We start from the raw sequence: 19,452 nt of genomic DNA, 5'->3' as shown, positions 1-19,452 counted from the left end.
TCTTGTCCTTGTCTCTCAGGTTCGACCGTCACGATTCTGAGATAACAGACGGTCCGTCGTAGCGACAATCATCGCTCAGACGATTTTATCCGGAACAAGGCGAAATCATGACAGTTGTACGTTTGCGCAGCGAGAATTTGACGATCATTGATGCGAATCTTCGTCAGACGACGTACCCACATCGGTGAAGGTGCGCCATTTCTTTCATTTTAATTTATTTTAGCCTTCTAATTTATTTCATCCCCGTGCAAGCATCCAACTAATGTCGCGTCGCCAACCCACCACTTAGCGCACCGAAATCAATCAGTCCGTCGCCGTTGTACGTCTGAACGATGAATTCCAGCAGTGCCGCGAACCGGTTCACGACGGCAACAAAGTTGCCCGAAATCAGTCCGTTCATGTACGGCAAGACATAGGCTACCGTCAGGTCTTCGTCTGGGTCGATGGTGAAGACCGGGAGAAGCACATCTTCGTTGAGGCGCTTCGCCAGCTCGTGCTTCAAGTCGATGGGTGCCTGCCGGTTCAGCGGAAGATATGTGCCGACCCGGATGAACTTCCGGTCGTTGATGAGGGAGATGCGATACCCAATGCCCTGCTCCGTTCGCAATCGGAGCAGTCCGGCTGCACGCTGTAGGGAACTACGCCACTATCGCGAAGGCGGGCGTCGCGGGCTTCGACGGTGATGTCGGATTCGCGGAAAATTTTCGTCAATCCGCTCTCTTGTTCGATATCAGTCCGGGTGGTATCCCCCGAAATCGCATCTGTTGAATGTCGTCCCGGCACGGCAATCAGTAGTCGAATATGAAAAACCGCCGACGAACGGCGGTCAATGTCATCTCAAAACTGACTGATAACCCGAGCTTTGATTGTCTCGTACTCAGAATCGCTGATAAGGCCCTGATCGAGCATGGCCTTTGCCTTCTGAAGCCGCTCGGTCGGGCTTTCGTTGCTGACAGTCGCACCATCACCGAAGCCCCCCTGAAAACCACCAGACTTGGCCCTTAACTCTTCAAGTTCACGCTGTCGGCGCTTTTCGCGCCACGCCTGCTCCTGCGCTTGGCAAATTCGGTAGACGGCTTGCGCTTCATCTTTCCGCAGCCCCGAAAACTTGAATCCCCGAATTGCGCCACCACTGGCTAAATCTGGCTGAGAAAGAGCCGTAACCGTCAGCGTACTGCCGAAGATGCCAGCCTGTATATGTGCGGTCTTGATGTCCTGCCAGCGAAGATCAATCGGTGTAAAACCTCCTATCAGGCCGCGCGTCATGCCGATGAGTCGCCGGATGTCGCAGCCACTAAGGAGCGCCGATGCGTCAAGGCAAATAGCCGCCGCTGGATGGTGCTCGCCTGTACCTTTTCACCATCGACAAGCATTGATTCAAGATGCGCCGATGCTTTGGGTAACTCAGCCGTAAGGTTGGCTGTTTGTTTTTCCGTCATGCCCTTCCCCGTGTAGTTGTGATTTGCGCCAGTGGTAACTTACTAAGAATACTTCAAAGGATCGACTCCGGAGACAGCCGAGACGACATTTGCATCAACATCACCTCGGCCCGCTTACGTCAATCTCCACCGGTGAAGCAGTTGCACTCGATTGTCGCGCCCTTGGCACCGGTCATCGACTGATCGGAAAGCGACCTCTTACCGCCGTCCGGGCAAGCCTTACTCTTTGGCAATTTGATCGTCTTCGCGAAATCCGGGAACTTGACCTTGAAGTCGGCGGCTGGCATATCAAGACGCACGGACACAAGGCTGGACGTTCCGGCATCAGCCGAATCGACTGCCACAACCTTCACGCCATGGAACGCGACGTTCCCTGCGCGAATCTGACCATCAAGGCTAGTCAGTGCGGTCAGCCCAGTAGAACACGTCGGAATGCCACGGCGCGCGTCCAACGACGCACCGAATGATGCGTCCGGAACATCCTGTCGTGCTGCGACATGTACATGTGCTTCCGCCCGAACGGGCCAATCGCGTAAACTTGCGGCACAGTGCGGTCCGGTTGTTGTCCCAAATCCGTCCCACTGCTGTCCCACATTATCAACCGGGTGGGACAAGATCGAATAAGTCGCTATCAGTAAGCCTTTGATTTAAAAGGCCGTGCAGGTCGGCTTGTTGACCGTGTACGACATGTGCAAGGCGGTCGATCGCGGGATGGTGATCACCGACGTGAGCGTGCGGGAGAAGCGCGGCGGGAAGTCGGGGGACTGGAAGGCGGAGGATGCCGCCGGCTGACCGGCCGGCCCGACGAAGTCAGCCGCGCACTGGGTCGCTTGCTGAAAAAGTGACATGCAAAAACACAAGCGCTGGACGTGGATCGCCGGAGGTCTCGTTGCCCTGGCCATTGGAACGTACGGGTACGTCAGCATGGCGACGGGCTGGGAAACGGTTTTGACCCACTTCATGCGGAACGACACGCCGTATGGCGGCGGTCGCTTCCGCATCAAGGGCAACGACGTGATGAGCGTCAAGCTCGCCAATCCCGAGGTGACGTTCAAGCCCACGGCGGAATCGAACGAACCGCAGCGGCCCGAGCCGACCGAAGCATGGATGAACGACACCGGCGAACTGCTGAACCGCATGACGATCGGCTTCTTCCGTGGAACGATCGACGGCGGGATGAAGCGCCAGTTCCGGCAGGTCGGCCAGAATGCCGGGTGGTGGTATTCGCCGGACTGGTCCGTTCAGTTCCTCAGCACATCATGGATGAACTACAACGCCCCCGAGGCACGCGGAGGAAATGCGCCGCAAACGACGAAGCTGTGGAAGTCGCTCAACGGCGGCCAAACGTGGTCGCAGCCGCAATGGCCCGCAAGCCAGAACATCGGCCAATTGCTCTTCCTCGATCCGCAGCGCGGCTACACGATCGGCTGGGGGCCTCGCGTATGGCGGACGGCAGAACCACGTGGCAGGCGATCGACGTGCCGGCCGATGCACACGTCGCCGGCAAGTCGCAGGATCAAGCGACCGACAAGGTCGCACAAGGCGGCTACTTCGACGCACCGACCAACACGCTGTCTGGCTGCACGCATTCACGCTGAAGAAGCGGACCTTCTGATCGCACGCAGGGCGTGCCGGACACGGCGAAGTATCGTGCCGCGCCGGCTGACAGGCGACCCCGGTCGAATCCTCCGCTCATCGCCGGGTTTCGATTCCGCTTCGGTGTCCGGCCGCCCGCGTGATGAACCAGGAAAAGAACGACAAAAGACTTCGATGAAAAACATGCTGAACCGCGCGACACTCGCGCTCGCCATCGCCTGCACCACACCGGCCGCCGCGTTCGCCGCCAGCCCATGCCCCGCCGCCGCCGACGCCGCACGCGCGGCGCTGGACGCACAGCACCACGTCCAGCAGGTGCGTAATCCGCAAGGCGACGGCGGCGGCACCGTCGACGTCTCGCCGCCGCTACGCGACGCGATCCGTGCGTACAAGCAGGCGCTCGTCGGCGCGATCGACGCGCGGCTCGCGTGCAGCGACGAACACGTCGAACCCGCCACGCTGAAACGCACGCTGGCAGCCACGCTTGGCGTTCCAGCCCGGCCAGCCCAGCCGAAAAACGATGAATCGGCGTTCGGCCGCAACCCGGACGTCGACGTCGAACGCAACGGCACGTCTCGCCCGCTGCTCTTCGTGCGTGCCGGCTTCGACATCGCGTGCGGCGACGACAACCTGCTCACGGGCTATGCATGGGAAAACGGCGGCTGGCGGCGCGTGCTGCGCTGGCAAGCCGACGACTACAAGGACATCGGCGGCGCCTATGGCGGCGGCTTCTGGTTCGGCACATTGCCCGGCGGGCAGGTCGCGGTCGTCCACGGCACGCCGTGGTGCTCGTCGCGCTGGAGCCGCTTCGGCGCGGACGTGGTCGCCCCGGCGAGCGGCTCGGCCGCACAACGCACGCTGTTCCATACGGAACACGGCTACGTGCTCGACGACGACGCGATCCGCTTCAAGGTACGCCCGGACGGTTTCGAAATACGCACGACGGTCGGCTCGCTCGACAGCGAAGTGATGACACGGCCGGGCATCTTCCGCTATCGCGTCGACGGCGACACGGTGCTACGCGTGCAGCCCGCCGCGGTCAACGGACGCGATTTCGTCGACGAATGGCTCAAGGTGAACGACGCGCTCGCGCGCGAATGGAGCGAGCCCGCTGGCTCCGTGGCAGCGCTGAAAGCCCGCAAGGCGTTCAACGCGGAAAGCAACGCGCCCGATATCGGTTTCGCATACGGCCCGGTGCGCGGTTGCTCGGACAGCAAGGACCGCTTCCAGGTCGAACTGGACCTGACGGGCAAGGACGGAAACACGGTCGCGCGGCGCTACGCGCTGATCCGCCAGGAACACAACGGATTCACGATGCTCTGGCTGCGCAATGCAGCCGAGCCGACGTGTCACGGTGCGAACCTGATGCCGCAGCACTGAGGTGCATTCGAAACAAGGGCGGTGCGGCCTGATTGTCCGCACCGCCCTCGCATCAATCGGTGTGTCGCGGTTCGAATACGAACGGTTGGGTCAGCAGGAACGGATTCGCGGTAGCGCCGGTCTGCACGCAGGTCGCATGCGTCATCGCATCGACGGCGGCGCGGTCGGCCGCCGCATTGCGGCTACTCGTCGTCACGGTGACGTTCTGCGCCTCGCCCGACGTCGTCATCAGCGCGCGCACCAGCACCGTAACCGGGCGCGTGAGCGGCTTCGCGGTATCCGGATAGACGGCACGCGGGATGTGACAGGTGAGCTTGCTTTCCTGCGACGACGACAGCATCGCGCAGCCGGAAAACAGCACCGCGACGGCAGGCAGGATCAGGTAGGTAGAGCGGAGAGCCATGGTCGAATATCGTTCTTCAGCACTGTTGCGGACGAATGCCGCGCCGGCGGGCCGCACCTGGCCGCATCGCATGCATCGCCCTGCGCCGCGGCCATCGGACCGGCGCCCCGTTACGGCCGCACGACCGATGGTTGCATCGGTCGCGATCCTGCTTGGCGGGTTCCCCTGATATGTCCCGGGGCTGCTTGCGCGTCGGCGACCCGCAACGGGCAACCATGCACGCGACCGCTTTTCGCGCATTGTGCACGCACCGCCCCGTACCTGGCGGCGATTTGACAATGGTTGACGCGAATCAGGCCAGCTTCTACCCGCATCCATTCGCGATGGGAAGCAATCGCCGCATTGCGCCGGCGCATCACCGCTCCCCTGCTGCATCGCGATACGAAACACGCCGCGATGCCCCGCCCGGCACCGACCTGCTTCAGTCGGAATCGTCGTCCGAGTCGTCGTCGTCCGCGTCGGGCGGCACTTCCCCGTACTTCGCGACGACGTCAGCCTTGAACGCCTTCAACGACGGCTGCTGATCGCACAGCTTGTACAGCGACGCGAGTTGCTGCGGCCAGTCCTTCAGCTCCTTCGCGAATACGTGCAGGCGCGCGACCGTGTCGAGCGCATCGGCTTCGCGACCGGCCATCGCCTGCAGCACTGCATAGCGGCGCAGCACCGTCTCGCCTGGCAGCAGTGCGATCGCACGCTCGTGAGCGGCAAGCTTGAGCGGCAGGTCGTCCGGCGAAACGGGCAGCAGCGTCGCCGCTCCGTAGTCGCCCCACGCGCCGAACAGCAGCGACGGCGCGGCGCGGTACTGCGCGGCCGGATTGTTGCCGTAATACAGCACTTCCGCACGCTGGTAGTCGCGCAGAATCGGCACCGCCGCCAGCACGCCGCCGACCGACAGCACCGCGAACAGCCCGAACGCCGCGCGGCCCGGCAGGATCCGCAGCGGCTTCACTTCGAGCAGACCGATCACGAACATCGCGGGCAGCAGGAAGAACATGTATTGCTGCGGGTACTCGACGAGCGCATGCATCAGCAGGACGCCGATCAGCGCGAGGCCGAACACGCGCGTGCTCGACTGCGGCGCGCGCACCGCGCGCACGAACCACGTCACGAGCGCGACGACGAGCACGCCGAGGCCGACGACCCCGGACTTCGCCAGCAGGTCGATGAAGATGTCGTGCGAGTTGTTCGCGATCTCGACGCCGCCAAGCGCGCGCACGAGCGCGAACTGGTACGACGGGAACTCGCCCCAGCCGACGCCGAGCAGCGGATGCTCGCGGAACATCGCGAGACCGTACTTCCACAGCGCGAGGCGCGGCGCGATTTGTCCGGCGTCACGCATCCGGTCGGCCGCCGACTCGGCAAGCCCCAGATGAAAATGCACGTTGGCCCAGCGCACCGCGACGTTCACCACGACGAAAGCCACCGCGAGCACGACCGGCATCAGCCATGCGCGCCGATTGCCCGGCTCGCGGCGCGATTCGAGCCACGCCATCCAGAAACCCGCGACCACCATCACCGCGACCTGCAGCCACGGCCCGCGCGACACGGTCAGCGCGAGGCCGACCGACAGTACGACCGACAGCGCGAGCCACGCCCAGACGGCGAGACGGCGCGTCTGCACCAGGTACAGCGCACCCGCGAGCGCGAACGCGATGTAGGTCGCCAGGTGGTTCGCCTGCGCCATGTTGCCGTACGGGCGGCGATCGATCGTGATGTTGTACGAGACGACGAACGGTGCCACCACGGACTCGAGATGGAACAACTGCACGATCTGGCTGGCGACGGCGAACACCCCGCCGATCAACAGCGCGCCGGCCATCATCCGCGCGACGGCTTCCGCGAGTCTCTCGCGCGCGAGCATATAGCCGGCCTGCATCGCGACCAGCGCCGCGGCGAGATAGCCGACCGCCAGCCAGTTCATCGACGGCACCTTCAGCGGCATCAGCGCGACCTGTGCGATCAGCACCGCCGCAAACCCGAGCGGCGCGACGAAAGCGGTCGGCGCGGCAAACGGCTGGGCCGGGCGGCCCGTGCCCGCGAGCAGCACGACGGAGACGCCCACCAGCATATACAGCACCAGTGCGGCAAACTCTGAATAGAAGGTCGGGATCGGATACGTGTGATTCGTGATCGCGTACGGCACGATCAGGGCGACAGCCAGCGCAACGAGCGGCAACGAACGGGAAAAAGTAGTGGGCATGAGCAAACCGGATGTCAGCAACCGGCGCACTATACAAAACTTTCCCTGCTCTGTGCGGGCCTGTAGCGCCATGGCACGACGGACACACGACCGGCGCAGCCGGCAGGAGCGGCAAAGGCCGCACCATGCCGGCCGGGCTGCGCCGGCCCGCGTCACCGCCGATGCTACGCGCGGCACTCCGCCGGCGCATATTTCGCGGGCAACGTTGCCGCCTCCGCAGGCAACGGGCCGGCGCCCGGCGCCGGCAGCGACGACGCGTCCTTCCCTGCGGCAAAACACTCCCATGCAATCGCGCCGGCCTGCATCGCACCCTTTTTAAGCGGCACGCGCGCGGTCGGCGTATCAGCCTTGTCGGGCGCGGACGGCACCAGCACCAGCGTATTCACGCCGGCCGCGGCGACGCGCGTCGTGAATGCCACCGTGATCTGGCCCGTCTCGCCGTCGATGACGACGGATTCGACGTTGCGGGTGGCGGCTGGTGGGCTGTAGCCGCCGTTCAGGCTCGCGCCGCTCGCGGCGTTGTCGGCGACCGCGAGCCGCGCGGACGACGCGAGCGCGAGCCCTTCGCCGACGCGCGAGCGCGCCAGATAATCCTGGTACGCGGGAATCGCATAGGCCGCGATCACGCCGACGATCGCGAGCACGATCATCAGTTCGATCAGCGTGAAGCCGGCCGGCCGCCAGCGCGGCACCGTCCGACGGGTGCGCCGCAGATCGGCGGCAATGCGACGAAACAGGGAAACGGAAAAGACTTCGAACATGACAGGCTCCGGAAACGAAAAACGCCTGCCGGTTCAGGCAGGCGTTTCGATCGTAGCCAGCGGGCTGCGAATCCGGCACTCGGCCGGATGGCCAACGTCAGTGCGCGTGCGGGACACCGCGACGGCGTCTGAGGGCGTAACCGGCCACCACGACGAGCAATGCGCCGGCGACACTCGCGCCGTAGATCGCGGCCGGCGTATCGAGGACGGGCCAGCGATCGGCCACCGGGTCGTGCACGATCAGCCCGCCCGCGATCCAGCCAAGCAACCCGGCGCCGAACGCGACGACGATCGGAAAGCGGTCGAGCAGCTTCAGCACCAGCGTGCTGCCCCATACGATGATCGGCACGCTGACGACGAGCCCGAAGATCACGAGCACAAGCCGGTGCGACGGATCGGCCTGTTCGGCGGCGCCCGCGATCGCGACGACGTTGTCGAGGCTCATCACCGCATCGGCGATCACGATCGTCTTCACCGCGTCCCACAGCCGGTCGGCCGGCTTCACGTTATCGTGCGCGTCGGCGTCCGGCACCATCAGCTTGATGCCGATCCACAGCAGCAGCAGGCCGCCGCCGAATTTCAGGAACGGGACGTCGAGCAGCACGACCGCGAATGCGATCAGCACGACACGCAGCAGGATCGCACCGGCCGTACCCCACACGATGCCGCGCAGCCGCTGGCTGGTCGGCAGGTTGCGGCACGCGAGCGCGATCACGACCGCGTTGTCGCCGCCGAGCAGGATGTCGATGATGACGATCTGAAGCACGGCGCCCCAGTGCAGCGACGTCAGGAATTCAAGCATGAACGGTATCCGGTGCGGGGCAACGACTGTCGGACAGGCGACCCGGCTCATCGCCGAGACACGCATCGCGCATGCCAGGCCCTTACAAAATCATTTCGTCGAGCATAACAAAAAACGCCGGCATGGCCGGCGTTTTCTGCGGGGTGAACCAGACGGAAATTACAGCGCCTTCTTCAGCAGACGGCCCATTTCCGACGGGTTGCGCGTGACGGTGATGCCGCACGCTTCCATGATTTCCAGCTTCGCTTCGGCCGTATCCGCACCGCCCGAGATCAGCGCGCCGGCATGGCCCATGCGCTTGCCCGGAGGCGCCGTGACACCCGCGATGAAGCCGACGACCGGCTTCTTCATGTTGTCCTTGATCCACTCGGCAGCGTTGGCTTCGTCCGGACCACCGATTTCGCCGATCATCACGACTGCGTCCGTATCCGGATCGTCGTTGAACATCTTCATCACGTCGATGTGCTTCAGACCGTTGATCGGGTCGCCGCCGATACCGACTGCCGACGACTGGCCGAGGCCCAGCGCCGTCAGCTGTGCAACGGCTTCATACGTCAGCGTGCCCGAACGCGACACGACGCCGATGCGGCCCTTGCGGTGGATGTGACCCGGCATGATGCCGATCTTCAGTTCGTCCGGCGTGATCGTGCCCGGGCAGTTCGGCCCGAGCAGCAGCGTCTTGCGGCCTTCGCGACGCATGCGGTCCTTCACTTCGATCATGTCACGGACGGGAATGCCTTCCGTGATGCAGATCGCGAGATCCAGGTCAGCTTCGACCGCTTCCCAGATCGCAGCCGCTGCGCCTGCCGGCGGAACGTAGATGACCGACACGGTTGCGCCGGTTTCTTCCTTCGCTTCCTTGACGCTTGCGTAGATCGGAATGCCTTCGAAATCTTCGCCGGCCTTCTTCGGGTTCACGCCCGCGACGAATGCTTCGCGGCCGTTTGCGTATTCACGGCAGGCGCGCGTATGGAACTGACCGGTTTTGCCGGTAATGCCCTGCGTGATGACCTTCGTGTCCTTGTTGATCAGAATCGACATGTATTTTGACCTCTGTTCGATTGGCGTCGCGTGCAAACCGCGCCGCCATACCTATTCATTGAGCGCGCCAAGAAAACGCCGGGCCGCCCCAAGTTTTCTTGACTCCCCCGGGGGGCCTGGCGCGTAGCGCCAGGTCCGGGCACGCTTCTTTACTTGCCTGCGGCAGCCGCGACAACCTTCTGCGCAGCCTCTTCCATGCTGTCCGCCGAGATGATCGGCAAGCCCGAATCGGCCAGCATCTTCTTGCCGAGGTCCTCGTTCGTGCCCTTCATGCGCACGACGAGCGGCACGTTCAGGTTCACGGCCTTCGAACCGGCGATCACGCCTTCGGCGATCACGTCGCAGCGCATGATGCCGCCGAAGATGTTCACGAGGATCGCCTTCAGATCCGGGTTCTTCAGCATCAGCTTGAACGCTTCCGTGACCTTCTCGGTCGTCGCGCCACCGCCGACGTCCAGGAAGTTCGCCGGCTCGCCGCCGAACAGCTTGATCGTGTCCATCGTCGCCATCGCGAGGCCTGCGCCGTTCACGAGACAGCCGATGTTGCCGTCGAGCGAGATGTATGCGAGGTCGAACTTCGACGCTTCGATTTCAGCCGGATCTTCTTCGTCCAGATCGCGGTACGCGACGATTTCCGGGTGGCGGAACAGCGCGTTCGAGTCGAAGTTGAACTTCGCGTCGAGTGCGATGACCTTGCCGTCGCCGGAAACGTTCAGCGGGTTGATTTCAGCCAGCGACGCGTCGGTTTCCCAGAATGCCTTGTACAGGCCTTGCAGGATCGCGCGCGCTTGCGGGATCGAAGCAGCCGGCACGCCGATCTTCGCGGCGAGGTCGTCGGCTTGCGCGTCGAGCAGGCCGGTCGACGGCTCGACGATGACCTTGTGGATCAGTTCCGGGTGCTTTTCGGCGACTTCCTCGATGTCCATGCCGCCTTCGCTCGAACCCATCAGAACGATCTTCTGCGAGATGCGATCGACGACGAGGCTGACATACAGTTCCTGCTTGATGTCCGCGCCTTCCTCGATCATCAGACGGTTGACCTTCTGGCCTTCCGGACCGGTCTGGTGCGTAACGAGTTGCATGCCGAGGATCTGGTTCGCGTATTCGCGAACCTGCTCGATCGACTTCGCCACCTTCACGCCGCCGCCCTTGCCACGGCCACCCGCGTGAATCTGAGCCTTCACGACCCACACCGGGCCGCCGAGCTCTTCTGCCACCTTGACGGCCTCGTCAACCGAGAACGCCGGCTTGCCGCGCGGTACCGCGACTCCGAATTTCCGCAGGATTTCCTTACCCTGGTACTCGTGAATCTTCATGCGTGATTCCCTTCAGTCTGAGAGTTGGATGAAATGTCGCTTAAGACGCTTCTTCGAATGATTTCCGTTCATTCCTTCGTGCTGCCATCACCGGGCGCGTCCGGCCGGCCCGCGCCATACCAGCGCGGGTAGTACTGCCGCACGACCTCGCCGTCGAACCGCAACGCCCGGCAGCGACCGAGCTGGAAAGGCGGTTCGGCGTGCGCGGCGTCGTGATCCGGCCCTTCGCCGCCCTCTTCGCGCACGTTCCATACGTCACCGGCGAACGCCTGGATCGCTGCGGTCGGCAGCACGGCGCACAGTTCGGTGAGATGGGAGCAGCCTGCGACGCCGGCGAGCAGCCGGTTCGCGTTGCGGCGGAAATTGCGGAAGAGATTGAGCCCGATGAGGGCCCGATAAGCAGGAGGGGCGGATTGACAGTGACCGGGATAGGGAACCCATTCCGAAGACGCCTCGGCGTCGACGACATTGAGGTCACGATCGATAGTCACGCGCAGCCAGAGTTCGTGGATTGGCAGGCCTTGGGGCCGGATGCCCGACGCAAGCGCGACATCGCGCGGCTTGTGGTCGGTCAGGCAGGCTTCGATGTCCCACAAGCCGTCGCCGCGCTCGTAAGCTTCCGCTCGGATTGCGCGTCGATGTCGCAACTGACGGGGCACGGGCTCGGATAGCGGCATGCTGGAGGTTGAGGCCGAAGAGGAAAACCCGTGGATTTTAGCATATTGGGTATTTGAGGCAGTCTGCCGCAACGGCGGGTATTCCCCGCTGTCCATCGATGGTTGCATTGCAGCAAAATCGCGCGCCGCGCGCGCGACCGAACCGGTCAGTCGTCGCTCAAAAAATCGTCGCCGATTTTCAGCAACTTCACGATGGTCGCGCTCGAGAAGCCGCGCGCAGCAAGAAAGCGCGCCTGTTTCGCGCGCTCGGCCGGCGTTTGCGGCAGTGCACCGAATTTCTTGCGCCAGACGGCCTGCGCGCGCGTCAATTCGGTCTCGCGCAATTGTGCATTCACTTCCTCGACGAGACTGTCGCCGACCGCATGGCGCTTCAGTTCGCTGACGATGCGCGCGACCCCGACACGCGATGCGCGGCGATGCACGAGGCTCTCGGCAAAGCGCGCATCGGACAACCAACCGTCCTGCTCCAGCGCATCGAGCACCGGTTCGACCGATTCGTCCTCGCCGACGTACGGCGCAAGCTTGCGTGCGAGTTCGGCCCGGCTGTACTCGCGCCGGGACAAATAGCCAAGTGCGCGGCCCTTCAGCGAACGCGGCGGCTTCGACGGCTTGCGCTCGCTCGCACCCGCCTCGTCGCCGGAAGACGCACCGGACGCGCGGCGCGTGCGGCGCGTGCGGCGGGGATGCTGACTGCTGCGCGTATAGACGTCTTCCGCAACCGGCGCCGCAGAACTGGCTGCGCGCTCACCCGGGAAACTTACGCCGGATACGCGACGGCGCGACCGGTCGTGCGCGTCGAACGATTCGTCGTCGTCGAACGGATCGACCGGCGCGGCAATCTCAAACGAAACGAGGGCATCGTCGGATGCCCTCGTCGCGGTGCGGGTCGCGGCCTGACTGCCCGCGACCCGCCGGTTGGCGCCCGAGGACCCGGTTCGCCGGCCGGAGCGACCCGCCGTTTCGGGCGCGTCGCTCTGCTCCGGTTCGCCAGCCTGACCTCGGCGCCCGACCATCACTCTTCTTCGTCCATCGCCTCGGCTTCGTTGCCTGCGCCATCCGGCATTGCGACGACACCGAGCGATTCACGAATGCGGTTTTCGATCTCACGGGCGATTTCCGGATTCTCGCGCAGGAATTCACGCGCGTTGTCCTTGCCCTGACCGATCTTCTCGCCGTTGTAGCTATACCAGGCGCCAGCCTTGTCGACGATCTTCGCCTGCACGCCGAGATCGATGATCTCGCCCTGACGCGAAATGCCTTCGCCGTACAGGATGTCGAAGATCGCTTCGCGGAACGGCGGCGACACCTTGTTCTTGACGACCTTCACGCGGGTTTCGTTGCCGATCACCTCGTCGTTTTTCTTGATCGAGCCGATCCGGCGGATATCGAGACGCACCGACGCATAGAATTTCAGCGCGTTGCCACCCGTCGTGGTTTCCGGGTTGCCGAACATCACGCCGATCTTCATCCGGATCTGGTTGATGAAGATCACGAGGCAGTTCGTGCGCTTGATCGTCCCCGTCAGCTTGCGCAGCGCCTGCGACATCAGGCGAGCCTGCAGGCCCGGCAGCGAATCGCCCATCTCGCCTTCGATTTCCGCCTTCGGCACGAGCGCCGCGACCGAGTCGATGACGATCATGTCGATCGAGCCCGAGCGCACCAGTGCATCGGTAATTTCGAGCGCCTGCTCGCCGGTGTCCGGCTGCGAGATCAGCAGCTCCGGCACGTTCACACCAAGCTTCGACGCGTATTGGACGTCGAGCGCGTGCTCGGCGTCGATAAAGGCTGCCGTGCCGCCCAGCTTCTGCAGTTCGGCGATGACCTGCAGCGTGAGCGTGGTTTTACCCGACGATTCCGGACCGTAGATCTCGACCACCCGGCCGCGCGGCAAGCCGCCGACGCCGAGCGCGATGTCGAGACCCAGCGAGCCCGTGGAGACGACCTGGATGTCTTCGGCCGCTTCGCCGTCGCCCATCCGCATGATCGATCCTTTGCCGAACTGCTTCTCGATCTGCGCGAGTGCGGCCGCCAGCGCCTTGCTCTTCTCGGCGGTCATCCCGGAGCCCTTCTTGCTATCTTCCATGAATCGTCCTTTGCTATGATGAGCAGCGTCTGTTAGAGGCGCGCCCGCTTTCAAGCGCCGCCCACGAATGCAGACACTGTATAAAAAAACAGTGTTTTATGCAAGCCCGCAATGCGGGTTGCGTCGTACACGAATAACTTCGGAGACAGCCGCGCCGGCGTGAACGCCCCGCCGGCCACCGGTCAGCAACATGCGAATTCTCATCGCCGAAGACGACAGCATACTCGCGGACGGCCTCACCCGGTCACTCCGCCAATCGGGCTATGCGGTCGACCACGTGAAGAGCGGCGTCGACGCCGATACCGCGCTGTCGATGCAGACTTTCGACCTGCTGATCCTCGATCTCGGGCTGCCCAAGATGTCCGGGCTCGACGTGCTGAGGCGCCTGCGCGCGCGCAATTCCAACCTCCCCGTGCTGATCCTCACCGCCGCCGACAGCGTCGACGAGCGCGTGAAGGGGCTCGATCTCGGCGCGGACGACTACATGGCCAAGCCGTTCGCGCTCAACGAGCTCGAGGCGCGCGTGCGCGCGCTGACCCGGCGCGGCGCGGGTGGCGGCCCGACCGTCGTGCGCCACGGTTCGCTCGCGTTCGACCAGGTCGGCCGCATCGCGTATGCGAACGAGCGCGTGCTCGACCTGTCCGCGCGCGAACTCGGCCTGCTCGAAGTGCTGCTGCAGCGCATCGGCCGGCTCGTGTCGAAGGAGCAGCTCGTCGACCATCTGTGCGAATGGGGCGAGGAGGTCAGCAACAACGCGATCGAAGTGTACGTGCACCGGCTGCGCAAGAAGATCGAGCCGAGCGGCGTGCGGATCTCCACCGTGCGCGGCCTCGGCTACTGCCTCGAGAAAGTCGCACCCGCGGCGCCCCCCGACACGGCAGCGCCCCAGCCCGCGGCGTCCGGCACGCCGCTGCGCTGACCCCGGCCGTCGCCGCGATGGCCACGCCGGCCCATTCCCGTCATCCGAGCGGCGAGCAACCGTCCGCCGCCGACGCTGCGCGCGACGCGCGCTACGAGAACCCGTTCGCGCCGCCCGACGAGATCGACACGCCCGAAGCCGTACGCCCGCGCTCGCTGTTCGGCGAAATCCTCGACTGGATGCTCGCGCCGCTCCTGCTGCTGTGGCCGATGAGCATCGCCGTCACCTATCTCGTCGCGAAGACGATCGCGAACGGCCCGTTCGACCGCGCGCTCGAAACCAATGCGTATGTGCTCGCGCGGCAGATCCATCCGGTCAACGGCGTCGCCGAGCTGACGCTGCCGCAGCAGACGCGCGACTTCCTGCGCGCGGACAACGTCGACAGCGTCTACTTCCAGGTGCTCGGCACGCGCGGCGAGCTGGTCGCGGGCGAGGCCGACATGCCGCTGCCGCGCGACGAGGATCGCCCGCCGCCGGGCGTCGTCGTGTTCCGCGACGACCTGCTGCGCGGCAACGACGTGCGCGTCGCATATACGACCGTCGCGCTGCCGCAGTCGAGCGGCACGCAACCGGTGCTCGTCCAGGTCGGCGAGACGCTCGACAAGCGCAATGCGCTCGCGAACGACATCATCAAGGGCGTGATCCTGCCGCAGTTCGTGATCCTGCCGCTCGCGATCCTGCTCGTGTGGTTCGGGCTGTCGCGCGGGCTCGCGCCGCTCAACGCGCTGCAGGCGCACATCCGCGCGCGGCGGCCCGACGACCTGTCGCCCGTCGAGGCGCAGCGCGCGCCGCCCGAGATCGAGCCGCTCGTCACGTCGTTCAACGACCTGCTCGCGCGCCTCGAACAGAACATGGCGCTGCAAAAACGCTTCATCGCCGACGCCGCGCACCAGATGAAGACGCCGCTCGCCGGCTTGCGCACGCAGGCCGAATTCGCGCTGCGCCACCCCGTGCCGCCCGACGTGCAGCGCTCGCTCGAGCAGATCGCGACGAGCTCCGAGCAGGCCGCGCGGCTCGTCACGCAACTGCTCGCGCTCGCGCGCGCCGAGAACCGCGCGAGCGGGCTGACGTTCGAGCCGGTCGAGATCGGCTCGCTCGCACGGCGCACGGTGCGCGACTGGGTGCAGGCCGCACTCGCGAAGCGGATGGACCTCGGCTACGAAGGCCCGGAGGACGACGCGCCGCTCGACGTCGACGGCCATCCCGTAATGCTGCGCGAGATGCTCGGCAACCTGGTCGACAACGCGATCCGCTACACGCCCGAAGGCGGGCGCATCACCGTGCGCGTGCGGGCCGATCATGCGGCGCAGCGCGTGCATCTCGAGGTCGAGGATACCGGGCCCGGCATCCCGGCCGGCGAACGCGAGCGCGTCGTCGAGCGCTTCTACCGGATCCTCGGCCGCGAAGGCGACGGCAGCGGGCTGGGGCTCGCGATCGTGCGCGAAATCGCCACGCAGCACGGCGGCACGCTGACGCTCGACGATCACGTCTATCAGCACACGCCGCGCCTCGCCGGCACGCTCGTGCGCATCAGCCTGCCGCTGTCGGGCGCCGCGCCCGATCCATCCTGACACGCGTGCCGGCCCCACTCCGCCCGGCGTGGCGCGATCGCGTCGAAACCGCCGCTTTATCGCCCGTTCGCGACACGATCGGGACGCGAAGCGGCCGATTCTTCGCGGGTTAACGCGCAGTCGTTTTGCATGCGCGAGTCAGTGCGCCGTAAGTTTCCCTGCCAATAATCGTCGACAGGCCCGCCCACCCAAGGCGGCCGCATATCTATATCAAGGGACTTGGAGACGATTCATGGCAACGTTAGGCGGGCAAATTTCGCACTCGCCGATGACGGGCGAAGAAAAGAAGGTGATCTTCGCGTCGTCGCTCGGCACCGTGTTCGAGTGGTACGACTTTTACCTGGCCGGCTCGCTCGCGGCCTACATCAGCAAGAGCTTCTTCTCCGGGGTCAATCCGACCGCCGCCTTCATCTTCACCCTCCTCGGCTTCGCGGCCGGCTTCGCCGTGCGACCGTTCGGCGCGATCGTGTTCGGCCGGCTCGGCGACCTCGTCGGCCGCAAGCACACGTTCCTCGTGACGATCGTGATCATGGGCATCTCGACGTTCGTGGTCGGCTTCCTGCCCGGCTACACGTCGATCGGCATCGCCGCTCCGGTGATCTTCATCGGGATGCGGCTGCTGCAGGGCCTCGCGCTCGGCGGCGAGTACGGCGGCGCGGCTACCTACGTCGCCGAACATGCACCGGCGAACCGGCGCGGCTTCTACACCGCGTGGATCCAGACGACCGCGACGCTCGGCCTGTTCCTGTCGCTGCTCGTGATCCTGGGCGTGCGCACCTTCATCGGCGAGGAGGCATTCGGCAACTGGGGCTGGCGCGTGCCGTTCATCGCGTCGATCCTGCTGCTCGCGGTGTCGGTGTGGATCCGGATGCAGCTGAACGAATCGCCGGTGTTCCTGCGCATCAAGGCGGAAGGCAAGACGTCGAAGGCGCCGCTGACCGAAGCATTCGGCCAGTGGAAGAACCTGAAGATCGTGATCCTCGCGCTCGTCGGCCTGACCGCCGGCCAGGCCGTCGTGTGGTACACGGGCCAGTTCTACGCGCTGTTCTTCCTGACGCAGACGCTGAAGGTCGACGGTGCCAGCGCGAACATCCTGATCGCGATCGCGCTCCTGATCGGCACGCCGTTCTTCCTGTTCTTCGGCTCGCTGTCGGACCGGATCGGCCGCAAGCCGATCATTCTCGCCGGCTGCCTGATCGCCGCGCTCACGTACTTCCCGCTGTTCAAGGCGCTCACGCACTACGCGAACCCGCAGCTCGAACTCGCGACGCAGAAGGCACCCATCTCGGTCGTTGCCGACCCGGCCACCTGCTCGTTCCAGTTCAACCCGGTGGGCACGTCGAAGTTCACGAGCTCGTGCGACATCGTGAAGAGCGCGCTCGCGAAGGCCGGCCTGAACTACGAGAACATCGCGGCCCCGGCCGGCTCGAGCGCCGAGATCAAGGTGGGCGACACGGTGATCCCGGCCTATGACGGCAAGGCGGCCGATGCGAAGGCGCAGGGCGCGGCGTTCGACAAGACGCTCGCGTCCACGCTCAAGGCGGCAGGCTATCCGGCCAAGGCCGACCCGGCGCAGCTCAACTGGCCGATGACGATCGTGATCCTGACGATCCTCGTGATCTACGTGACGATGGTCTACGGCCCGATCGCCGCGATGCTGGTCGAGATGTTCCCGACGCGGATCCGCTACACGTCGATGTCGCTGCCGTATCACATCGGCAACGGCTGGTTCGGCGGCTTCCTGCCGGCGACCGCATTCGCGATCGTCGCGGCGAAGGGCGACATCTATTCGGGGCTCTGGTATCCGATCGTGATCGCGCTGGTCACGTTCGTGATCGGCCTGCTGTTCGTCAAGGAGACGAAGGACTCCAATATCTACGCGCAGGATTGAGGCAGGATAGCGGGCGGCACCCTGCCCGCTATCCTGGCCCGAACGGGCCGCCGGCAACTTTTTTCAGGGAAGATGGAAAAAGGTGTTGACAGCCGGGCGGTACATCTACATAATTCAAGTCTTCGGCGAATTAGCTCAGTCGGTTAGAGCGACGGAATCATAATCCGCAGGTCCGGGGTTCGAGTCCCTGATTCGCCACCAAATGCGAAAAGCCGCTGCTCCTTACGGAGCAGCGGCTTTTTTCATTGTCTCATCCGGTGCAAGCGGGTGTCGCGTGTCACCCGTCCTTCAGGTCACGCGCACGTTGCGCTCTACGCCACCAACGATCCGCGCTCCTCTACCGCATCCACACGCACCTTCCCGCGCCAGTTCTCCCCGCCCTCCAGCGCCGGCGTCGATTCGAACAACTCCGCGATCCAGTCCGCGAACACGCGCACCTTCTGCGACAGATGCCGGTTGTGCGGATACACGATCGAGATCGGCTTGGGCTTCGGATTGCAGTCGGGCAGCACCTCGACGAGCGAACCGTCGAGCAGGTTCGACAGCACCATGAACAGCGTCGGCTGGATCATTCCGAACCCTTCGAGCCCGCACGTCACATACGCGTCCGAATCGTTGACGGTCACGCTGCCGTTCATCCGCACCTCGACCGGCTTGCCTTCGATCATGAACACCCACGGAATCGCACGCGCGCCGTGGCTCGCACGGAAATTCACCGCATGATGATCGGCGAGATCGGCGATCTCCTGCGGCTCGCCATGGCGCGCCAGATAGTCGGGCGACGCGCAGGTCACGCGTTTGAGCATCCCGATCCGCCGCGCGACCATCGACGAATCCTCGAGCGGCCCGACCCGGATCATGCAGTCGATGCCCTCCTCGACCGGATCGACGTATCGGTCCGACAGGCCGAGATCGAGCGTGATGTCCGGATAGCGCTGCCGGAAGACCGACAGCTCGGGCAGCACGACGCGCCGCCCGAGCGAGTTCGGCATGTGTACGCGCAGCACGCCGCTCGGCTTGCGGTTGCCGGTCTGGAAACTCGCGTCGGCTTCCGCGATCTCCGAGATGATCTTCATGCAATGCTCGTAGTACGCGGCGCCCTCCGGCGTCAACGACAGCCGGCGCGTCGTCCGGTGCATCAGACGCACGCCGAGCAGCGCCTCGAGATTCTGGATGATGGTCGTCACCGACGCGCGCGGCATCGCGAGCGTGTCGGCCGCACGCGTAAAGCTGTTCGCGTCGACCACGCGGGTGAAAACTTCCATTGCCTGGATGCGGTCCATGCTGCGCCCCCTTCGAATCGCCAACGGAACAGAATAGAGCGCGCCACGGGCACGGCACAAGCCCCCGCCTATTGTTCTCCACTTCTGAAT

General features: G+C 64.7%; 19 protein-coding genes, 1 tRNA gene and 1 pseudogene. 7 read left to right on the top strand and 14 right to left on the bottom strand.

Translation table 11 applies throughout. The annotated features are described in order from the left end of the window. Positions 1–259: 259 nt before the first annotated feature. The 4 genes from J7024_RS17855 to J7024_RS17840 form a co-directional block, all read right to left on the bottom strand. On the bottom strand, positions 260–607 hold the full coding sequence (locus J7024_RS17855; RefSeq protein WP_124828865.1) for a hypothetical protein: 348 nt from the start codon (positions 605–607) through the stop codon (positions 260–262). Between the two features lie 230 nt (positions 608–837). After that, positions 838–1,266 (bottom strand): SHOCT domain-containing protein, encoded by a 429-nt coding sequence (locus J7024_RS17850; protein ID WP_208446964.1) that lies wholly within the window; start codon positions 1,264–1,266, stop codon positions 838–840. After that, complete coding sequence (locus J7024_RS17845; RefSeq protein ID WP_208446963.1) at positions 1,263–1,439, bottom strand: hypothetical protein; 177 nt, start codon at positions 1,437–1,439, stop codon at positions 1,263–1,265. The genes J7024_RS17850 and J7024_RS17845 overlap by 4 nt, the downstream gene beginning before the upstream one ends. A gap of 119 nt (positions 1,440–1,558) precedes the next feature. Then, positions 1,559–1,891, bottom strand: a complete 333-nt coding sequence (locus J7024_RS17840) for a hypothetical protein (protein ID WP_124828868.1) — start codon at positions 1,889–1,891, stop codon at positions 1,559–1,561. Between the two features lie 202 nt (positions 1,892–2,093). Between J7024_RS17840 and J7024_RS17835 the strand changes: the two are divergent. The 3 genes and pseudogenes from J7024_RS17835 to J7024_RS17825 form a co-directional block, all read left to right on the top strand. After that, positions 2,094–2,231: pseudogene (locus tag J7024_RS17835) on the top strand (cyclic pyranopterin monophosphate synthase MoaC); the annotation flags it as partial. A 650-nt stretch (positions 2,232–2,881) separates the two neighbouring features. Next, the gene (locus J7024_RS17830; RefSeq protein WP_234745330.1) at positions 2,882–3,037 is read left to right on the top strand and encodes a hypothetical protein; all 156 of its coding nucleotides are present in this window, start codon (positions 2,882–2,884) and stop codon (positions 3,035–3,037) included. Between the two features lie 172 nt (positions 3,038–3,209). Continuing rightward, positions 3,210–4,415: a hypothetical protein gene (locus J7024_RS17825; protein WP_124828869.1), complete on the top strand. Its 1,206-nt coding sequence runs from the start codon at positions 3,210–3,212 to the stop codon at positions 4,413–4,415. A 52-nt stretch (positions 4,416–4,467) separates the two neighbouring features. Here J7024_RS17825 and J7024_RS17820 read toward each other — a convergent pair whose 3' ends face one another. The 9 genes from J7024_RS17820 to recA all read right to left on the bottom strand — a co-directional run bounded on the left by J7024_RS17820 (position 4,468) and on the right by recA (position 13,698). After that, positions 4,468–4,818: a TonB family protein gene (locus tag J7024_RS17820; RefSeq protein ID WP_124828871.1), complete on the bottom strand. Its 351-nt coding sequence runs from the start codon at positions 4,816–4,818 to the stop codon at positions 4,468–4,470. A gap of 421 nt (positions 4,819–5,239) precedes the next feature. Next, positions 5,240–7,018 (bottom strand): PglL family O-oligosaccharyltransferase, encoded by a 1,779-nt coding sequence (locus J7024_RS17815; protein WP_124828873.1) that lies wholly within the window; start codon positions 7,016–7,018, stop codon positions 5,240–5,242. Between the two features lie 164 nt (positions 7,019–7,182). Then, positions 7,183–7,779: a pilin gene (locus tag J7024_RS17810; protein ID WP_124828875.1), complete on the bottom strand. Its 597-nt coding sequence runs from the start codon at positions 7,777–7,779 to the stop codon at positions 7,183–7,185. A 97-nt stretch (positions 7,780–7,876) separates the two neighbouring features. Beyond that, positions 7,877–8,581: a TerC family protein gene (locus J7024_RS17805; RefSeq protein ID WP_234745329.1), complete on the bottom strand. Its 705-nt coding sequence runs from the start codon at positions 8,579–8,581 to the stop codon at positions 7,877–7,879. Positions 8,582–8,740: 159 nt separating this feature from the next. Beyond that, a complete protein-coding gene (sucD, locus tag J7024_RS17800) occupies positions 8,741–9,622 on the bottom strand; it encodes a succinate--CoA ligase subunit alpha (RefSeq protein ID WP_072442724.1) in 882 nt (293 codons plus the stop codon). A gap of 149 nt (positions 9,623–9,771) precedes the next feature. Further along, entirely contained in the window at positions 9,772–10,938 is a 1,167-nt protein-coding gene (gene sucC, locus J7024_RS17795; protein WP_006755512.1) for an ADP-forming succinate--CoA ligase subunit beta, read from the bottom strand. A gap of 68 nt (positions 10,939–11,006) precedes the next feature. Then, a complete protein-coding gene (locus J7024_RS17790) occupies positions 11,007–11,615 on the bottom strand; it encodes a DUF2889 domain-containing protein (protein WP_124829091.1) in 609 nt (202 codons plus the stop codon). Between the two features lie 146 nt (positions 11,616–11,761). Next, positions 11,762–12,628, bottom strand: coding sequence for a recombination regulator RecX (gene recX / locus J7024_RS17785; RefSeq protein WP_234745328.1), 867 nt, complete (start codon positions 12,626–12,628; stop codon positions 11,762–11,764). Then, entirely contained in the window at positions 12,628–13,698 is a 1,071-nt protein-coding gene (gene recA / locus J7024_RS17780) for a recombinase RecA (protein WP_124828881.1), read from the bottom strand. The genes recX and recA overlap by 1 nt, the downstream gene beginning before the upstream one ends. Positions 13,699–13,888: 190 nt before the next feature. On the opposite strand from recA, the gene J7024_RS17775 reads away from it, so the two are divergent. The 4 genes from J7024_RS17775 to J7024_RS17760 all read left to right on the top strand — a co-directional run bounded on the left by J7024_RS17775 (position 13,889) and on the right by J7024_RS17760 (position 18,280). Next, complete coding sequence (locus J7024_RS17775; protein ID WP_124828883.1) at positions 13,889–14,617, top strand: response regulator transcription factor; 729 nt, start codon at positions 13,889–13,891, stop codon at positions 14,615–14,617. Positions 14,618–14,634: 17 nt separating this feature from the next. After that, positions 14,635–16,188, top strand: coding sequence for a sensor histidine kinase (locus J7024_RS17770; RefSeq protein ID WP_124828885.1), 1,554 nt, complete (start codon positions 14,635–14,637; stop codon positions 16,186–16,188). Between the two features lie 232 nt (positions 16,189–16,420). Beyond that, positions 16,421–18,079: an MFS transporter gene (locus J7024_RS17765; RefSeq protein ID WP_124828887.1), complete on the top strand. Its 1,659-nt coding sequence runs from the start codon at positions 16,421–16,423 to the stop codon at positions 18,077–18,079. Between the two features lie 124 nt (positions 18,080–18,203). After that, a tRNA-Met gene (locus J7024_RS17760) sits at positions 18,204–18,280 on the top strand. A gap of 110 nt (positions 18,281–18,390) precedes the next feature. On the opposite strand, the gene J7024_RS17755 is transcribed toward J7024_RS17760, so the two are convergent. Beyond that, complete coding sequence (locus J7024_RS17755) at positions 18,391–19,362, bottom strand: LysR family transcriptional regulator (RefSeq protein ID WP_124828889.1); 972 nt, start codon at positions 19,360–19,362, stop codon at positions 18,391–18,393. Positions 19,363–19,452: the final 90 nt, after the last annotated feature.

It is taken from the genome of Burkholderia sp. WTPI3, assembly GCF_021483755.1.
In the GTDB taxonomy this organism is placed as follows: domain Bacteria; phylum Pseudomonadota; class Gammaproteobacteria; order Burkholderiales; family Burkholderiaceae; genus Burkholderia.
This window is presented reverse-complemented; position numbering and strand designations above follow the sequence as displayed.

Excerpts from the sequence above, each read along its gene's own strand:
- J7024_RS17850 (WP_208446964.1), bottom strand. The coding sequence starts at position 1,266 with ATGACGCGCGGCCTGATAGGAGGTTTTACACCGATTGATCTTCGCTGG.
- J7024_RS17845 (WP_208446963.1), bottom strand. The coding sequence starts at position 1,439 with ATGACGGAAAAACAAACAGCCAACCTTACGGCTGAGTTACCCAAAGCA.
- J7024_RS17830 (WP_234745330.1), top strand. The coding sequence starts at position 2,882 with ATGGCGGACGGCAGAACCACGTGGCAGGCGATCGACGTGCCGGCCGAT.
- J7024_RS17825 (WP_124828869.1), top strand. The coding sequence starts at position 3,210 with ATGAAAAACATGCTGAACCGCGCGACACTCGCGCTCGCCATCGCCTGC.
- J7024_RS17820 (WP_124828871.1), bottom strand. The coding sequence starts at position 4,818 with ATGGCTCTCCGCTCTACCTACCTGATCCTGCCTGCCGTCGCGGTGCTG.
- J7024_RS17815 (WP_124828873.1), bottom strand. The coding sequence starts at position 7,018 with ATGCCCACTACTTTTTCCCGTTCGTTGCCGCTCGTTGCGCTGGCTGTC.
- J7024_RS17810 (WP_124828875.1), bottom strand. The coding sequence starts at position 7,779 with ATGTTCGAAGTCTTTTCCGTTTCCCTGTTTCGTCGCATTGCCGCCGAT.
- J7024_RS17805 (WP_234745329.1), bottom strand. The coding sequence starts at position 8,581 with ATGCTTGAATTCCTGACGTCGCTGCACTGGGGCGCCGTGCTTCAGATC.
- sucD (WP_072442724.1), bottom strand. The coding sequence starts at position 9,622 with ATGTCGATTCTGATCAACAAGGACACGAAGGTCATCACGCAGGGCATT.
- sucC (WP_006755512.1), bottom strand. The coding sequence starts at position 10,938 with ATGAAGATTCACGAGTACCAGGGTAAGGAAATCCTGCGGAAATTCGGA.
- J7024_RS17790 (WP_124829091.1), bottom strand. The coding sequence starts at position 11,615 with ATGCCGCTATCCGAGCCCGTGCCCCGTCAGTTGCGACATCGACGCGCA.
- recX (WP_234745328.1), bottom strand. The coding sequence starts at position 12,628 with ATGGTCGGGCGCCGAGGTCAGGCTGGCGAACCGGAGCAGAGCGACGCG.
- recA (WP_124828881.1), bottom strand. The coding sequence starts at position 13,698 with ATGGAAGATAGCAAGAAGGGCTCCGGGATGACCGCCGAGAAGAGCAAG.
- J7024_RS17775 (WP_124828883.1), top strand. The coding sequence starts at position 13,889 with ATGCGAATTCTCATCGCCGAAGACGACAGCATACTCGCGGACGGCCTC.
- J7024_RS17770 (WP_124828885.1), top strand. The coding sequence starts at position 14,635 with ATGGCCACGCCGGCCCATTCCCGTCATCCGAGCGGCGAGCAACCGTCC.
- J7024_RS17765 (WP_124828887.1), top strand. The coding sequence starts at position 16,421 with ATGGCAACGTTAGGCGGGCAAATTTCGCACTCGCCGATGACGGGCGAA.
- J7024_RS17755 (WP_124828889.1), bottom strand. The coding sequence starts at position 19,362 with ATGGACCGCATCCAGGCAATGGAAGTTTTCACCCGCGTGGTCGACGCG.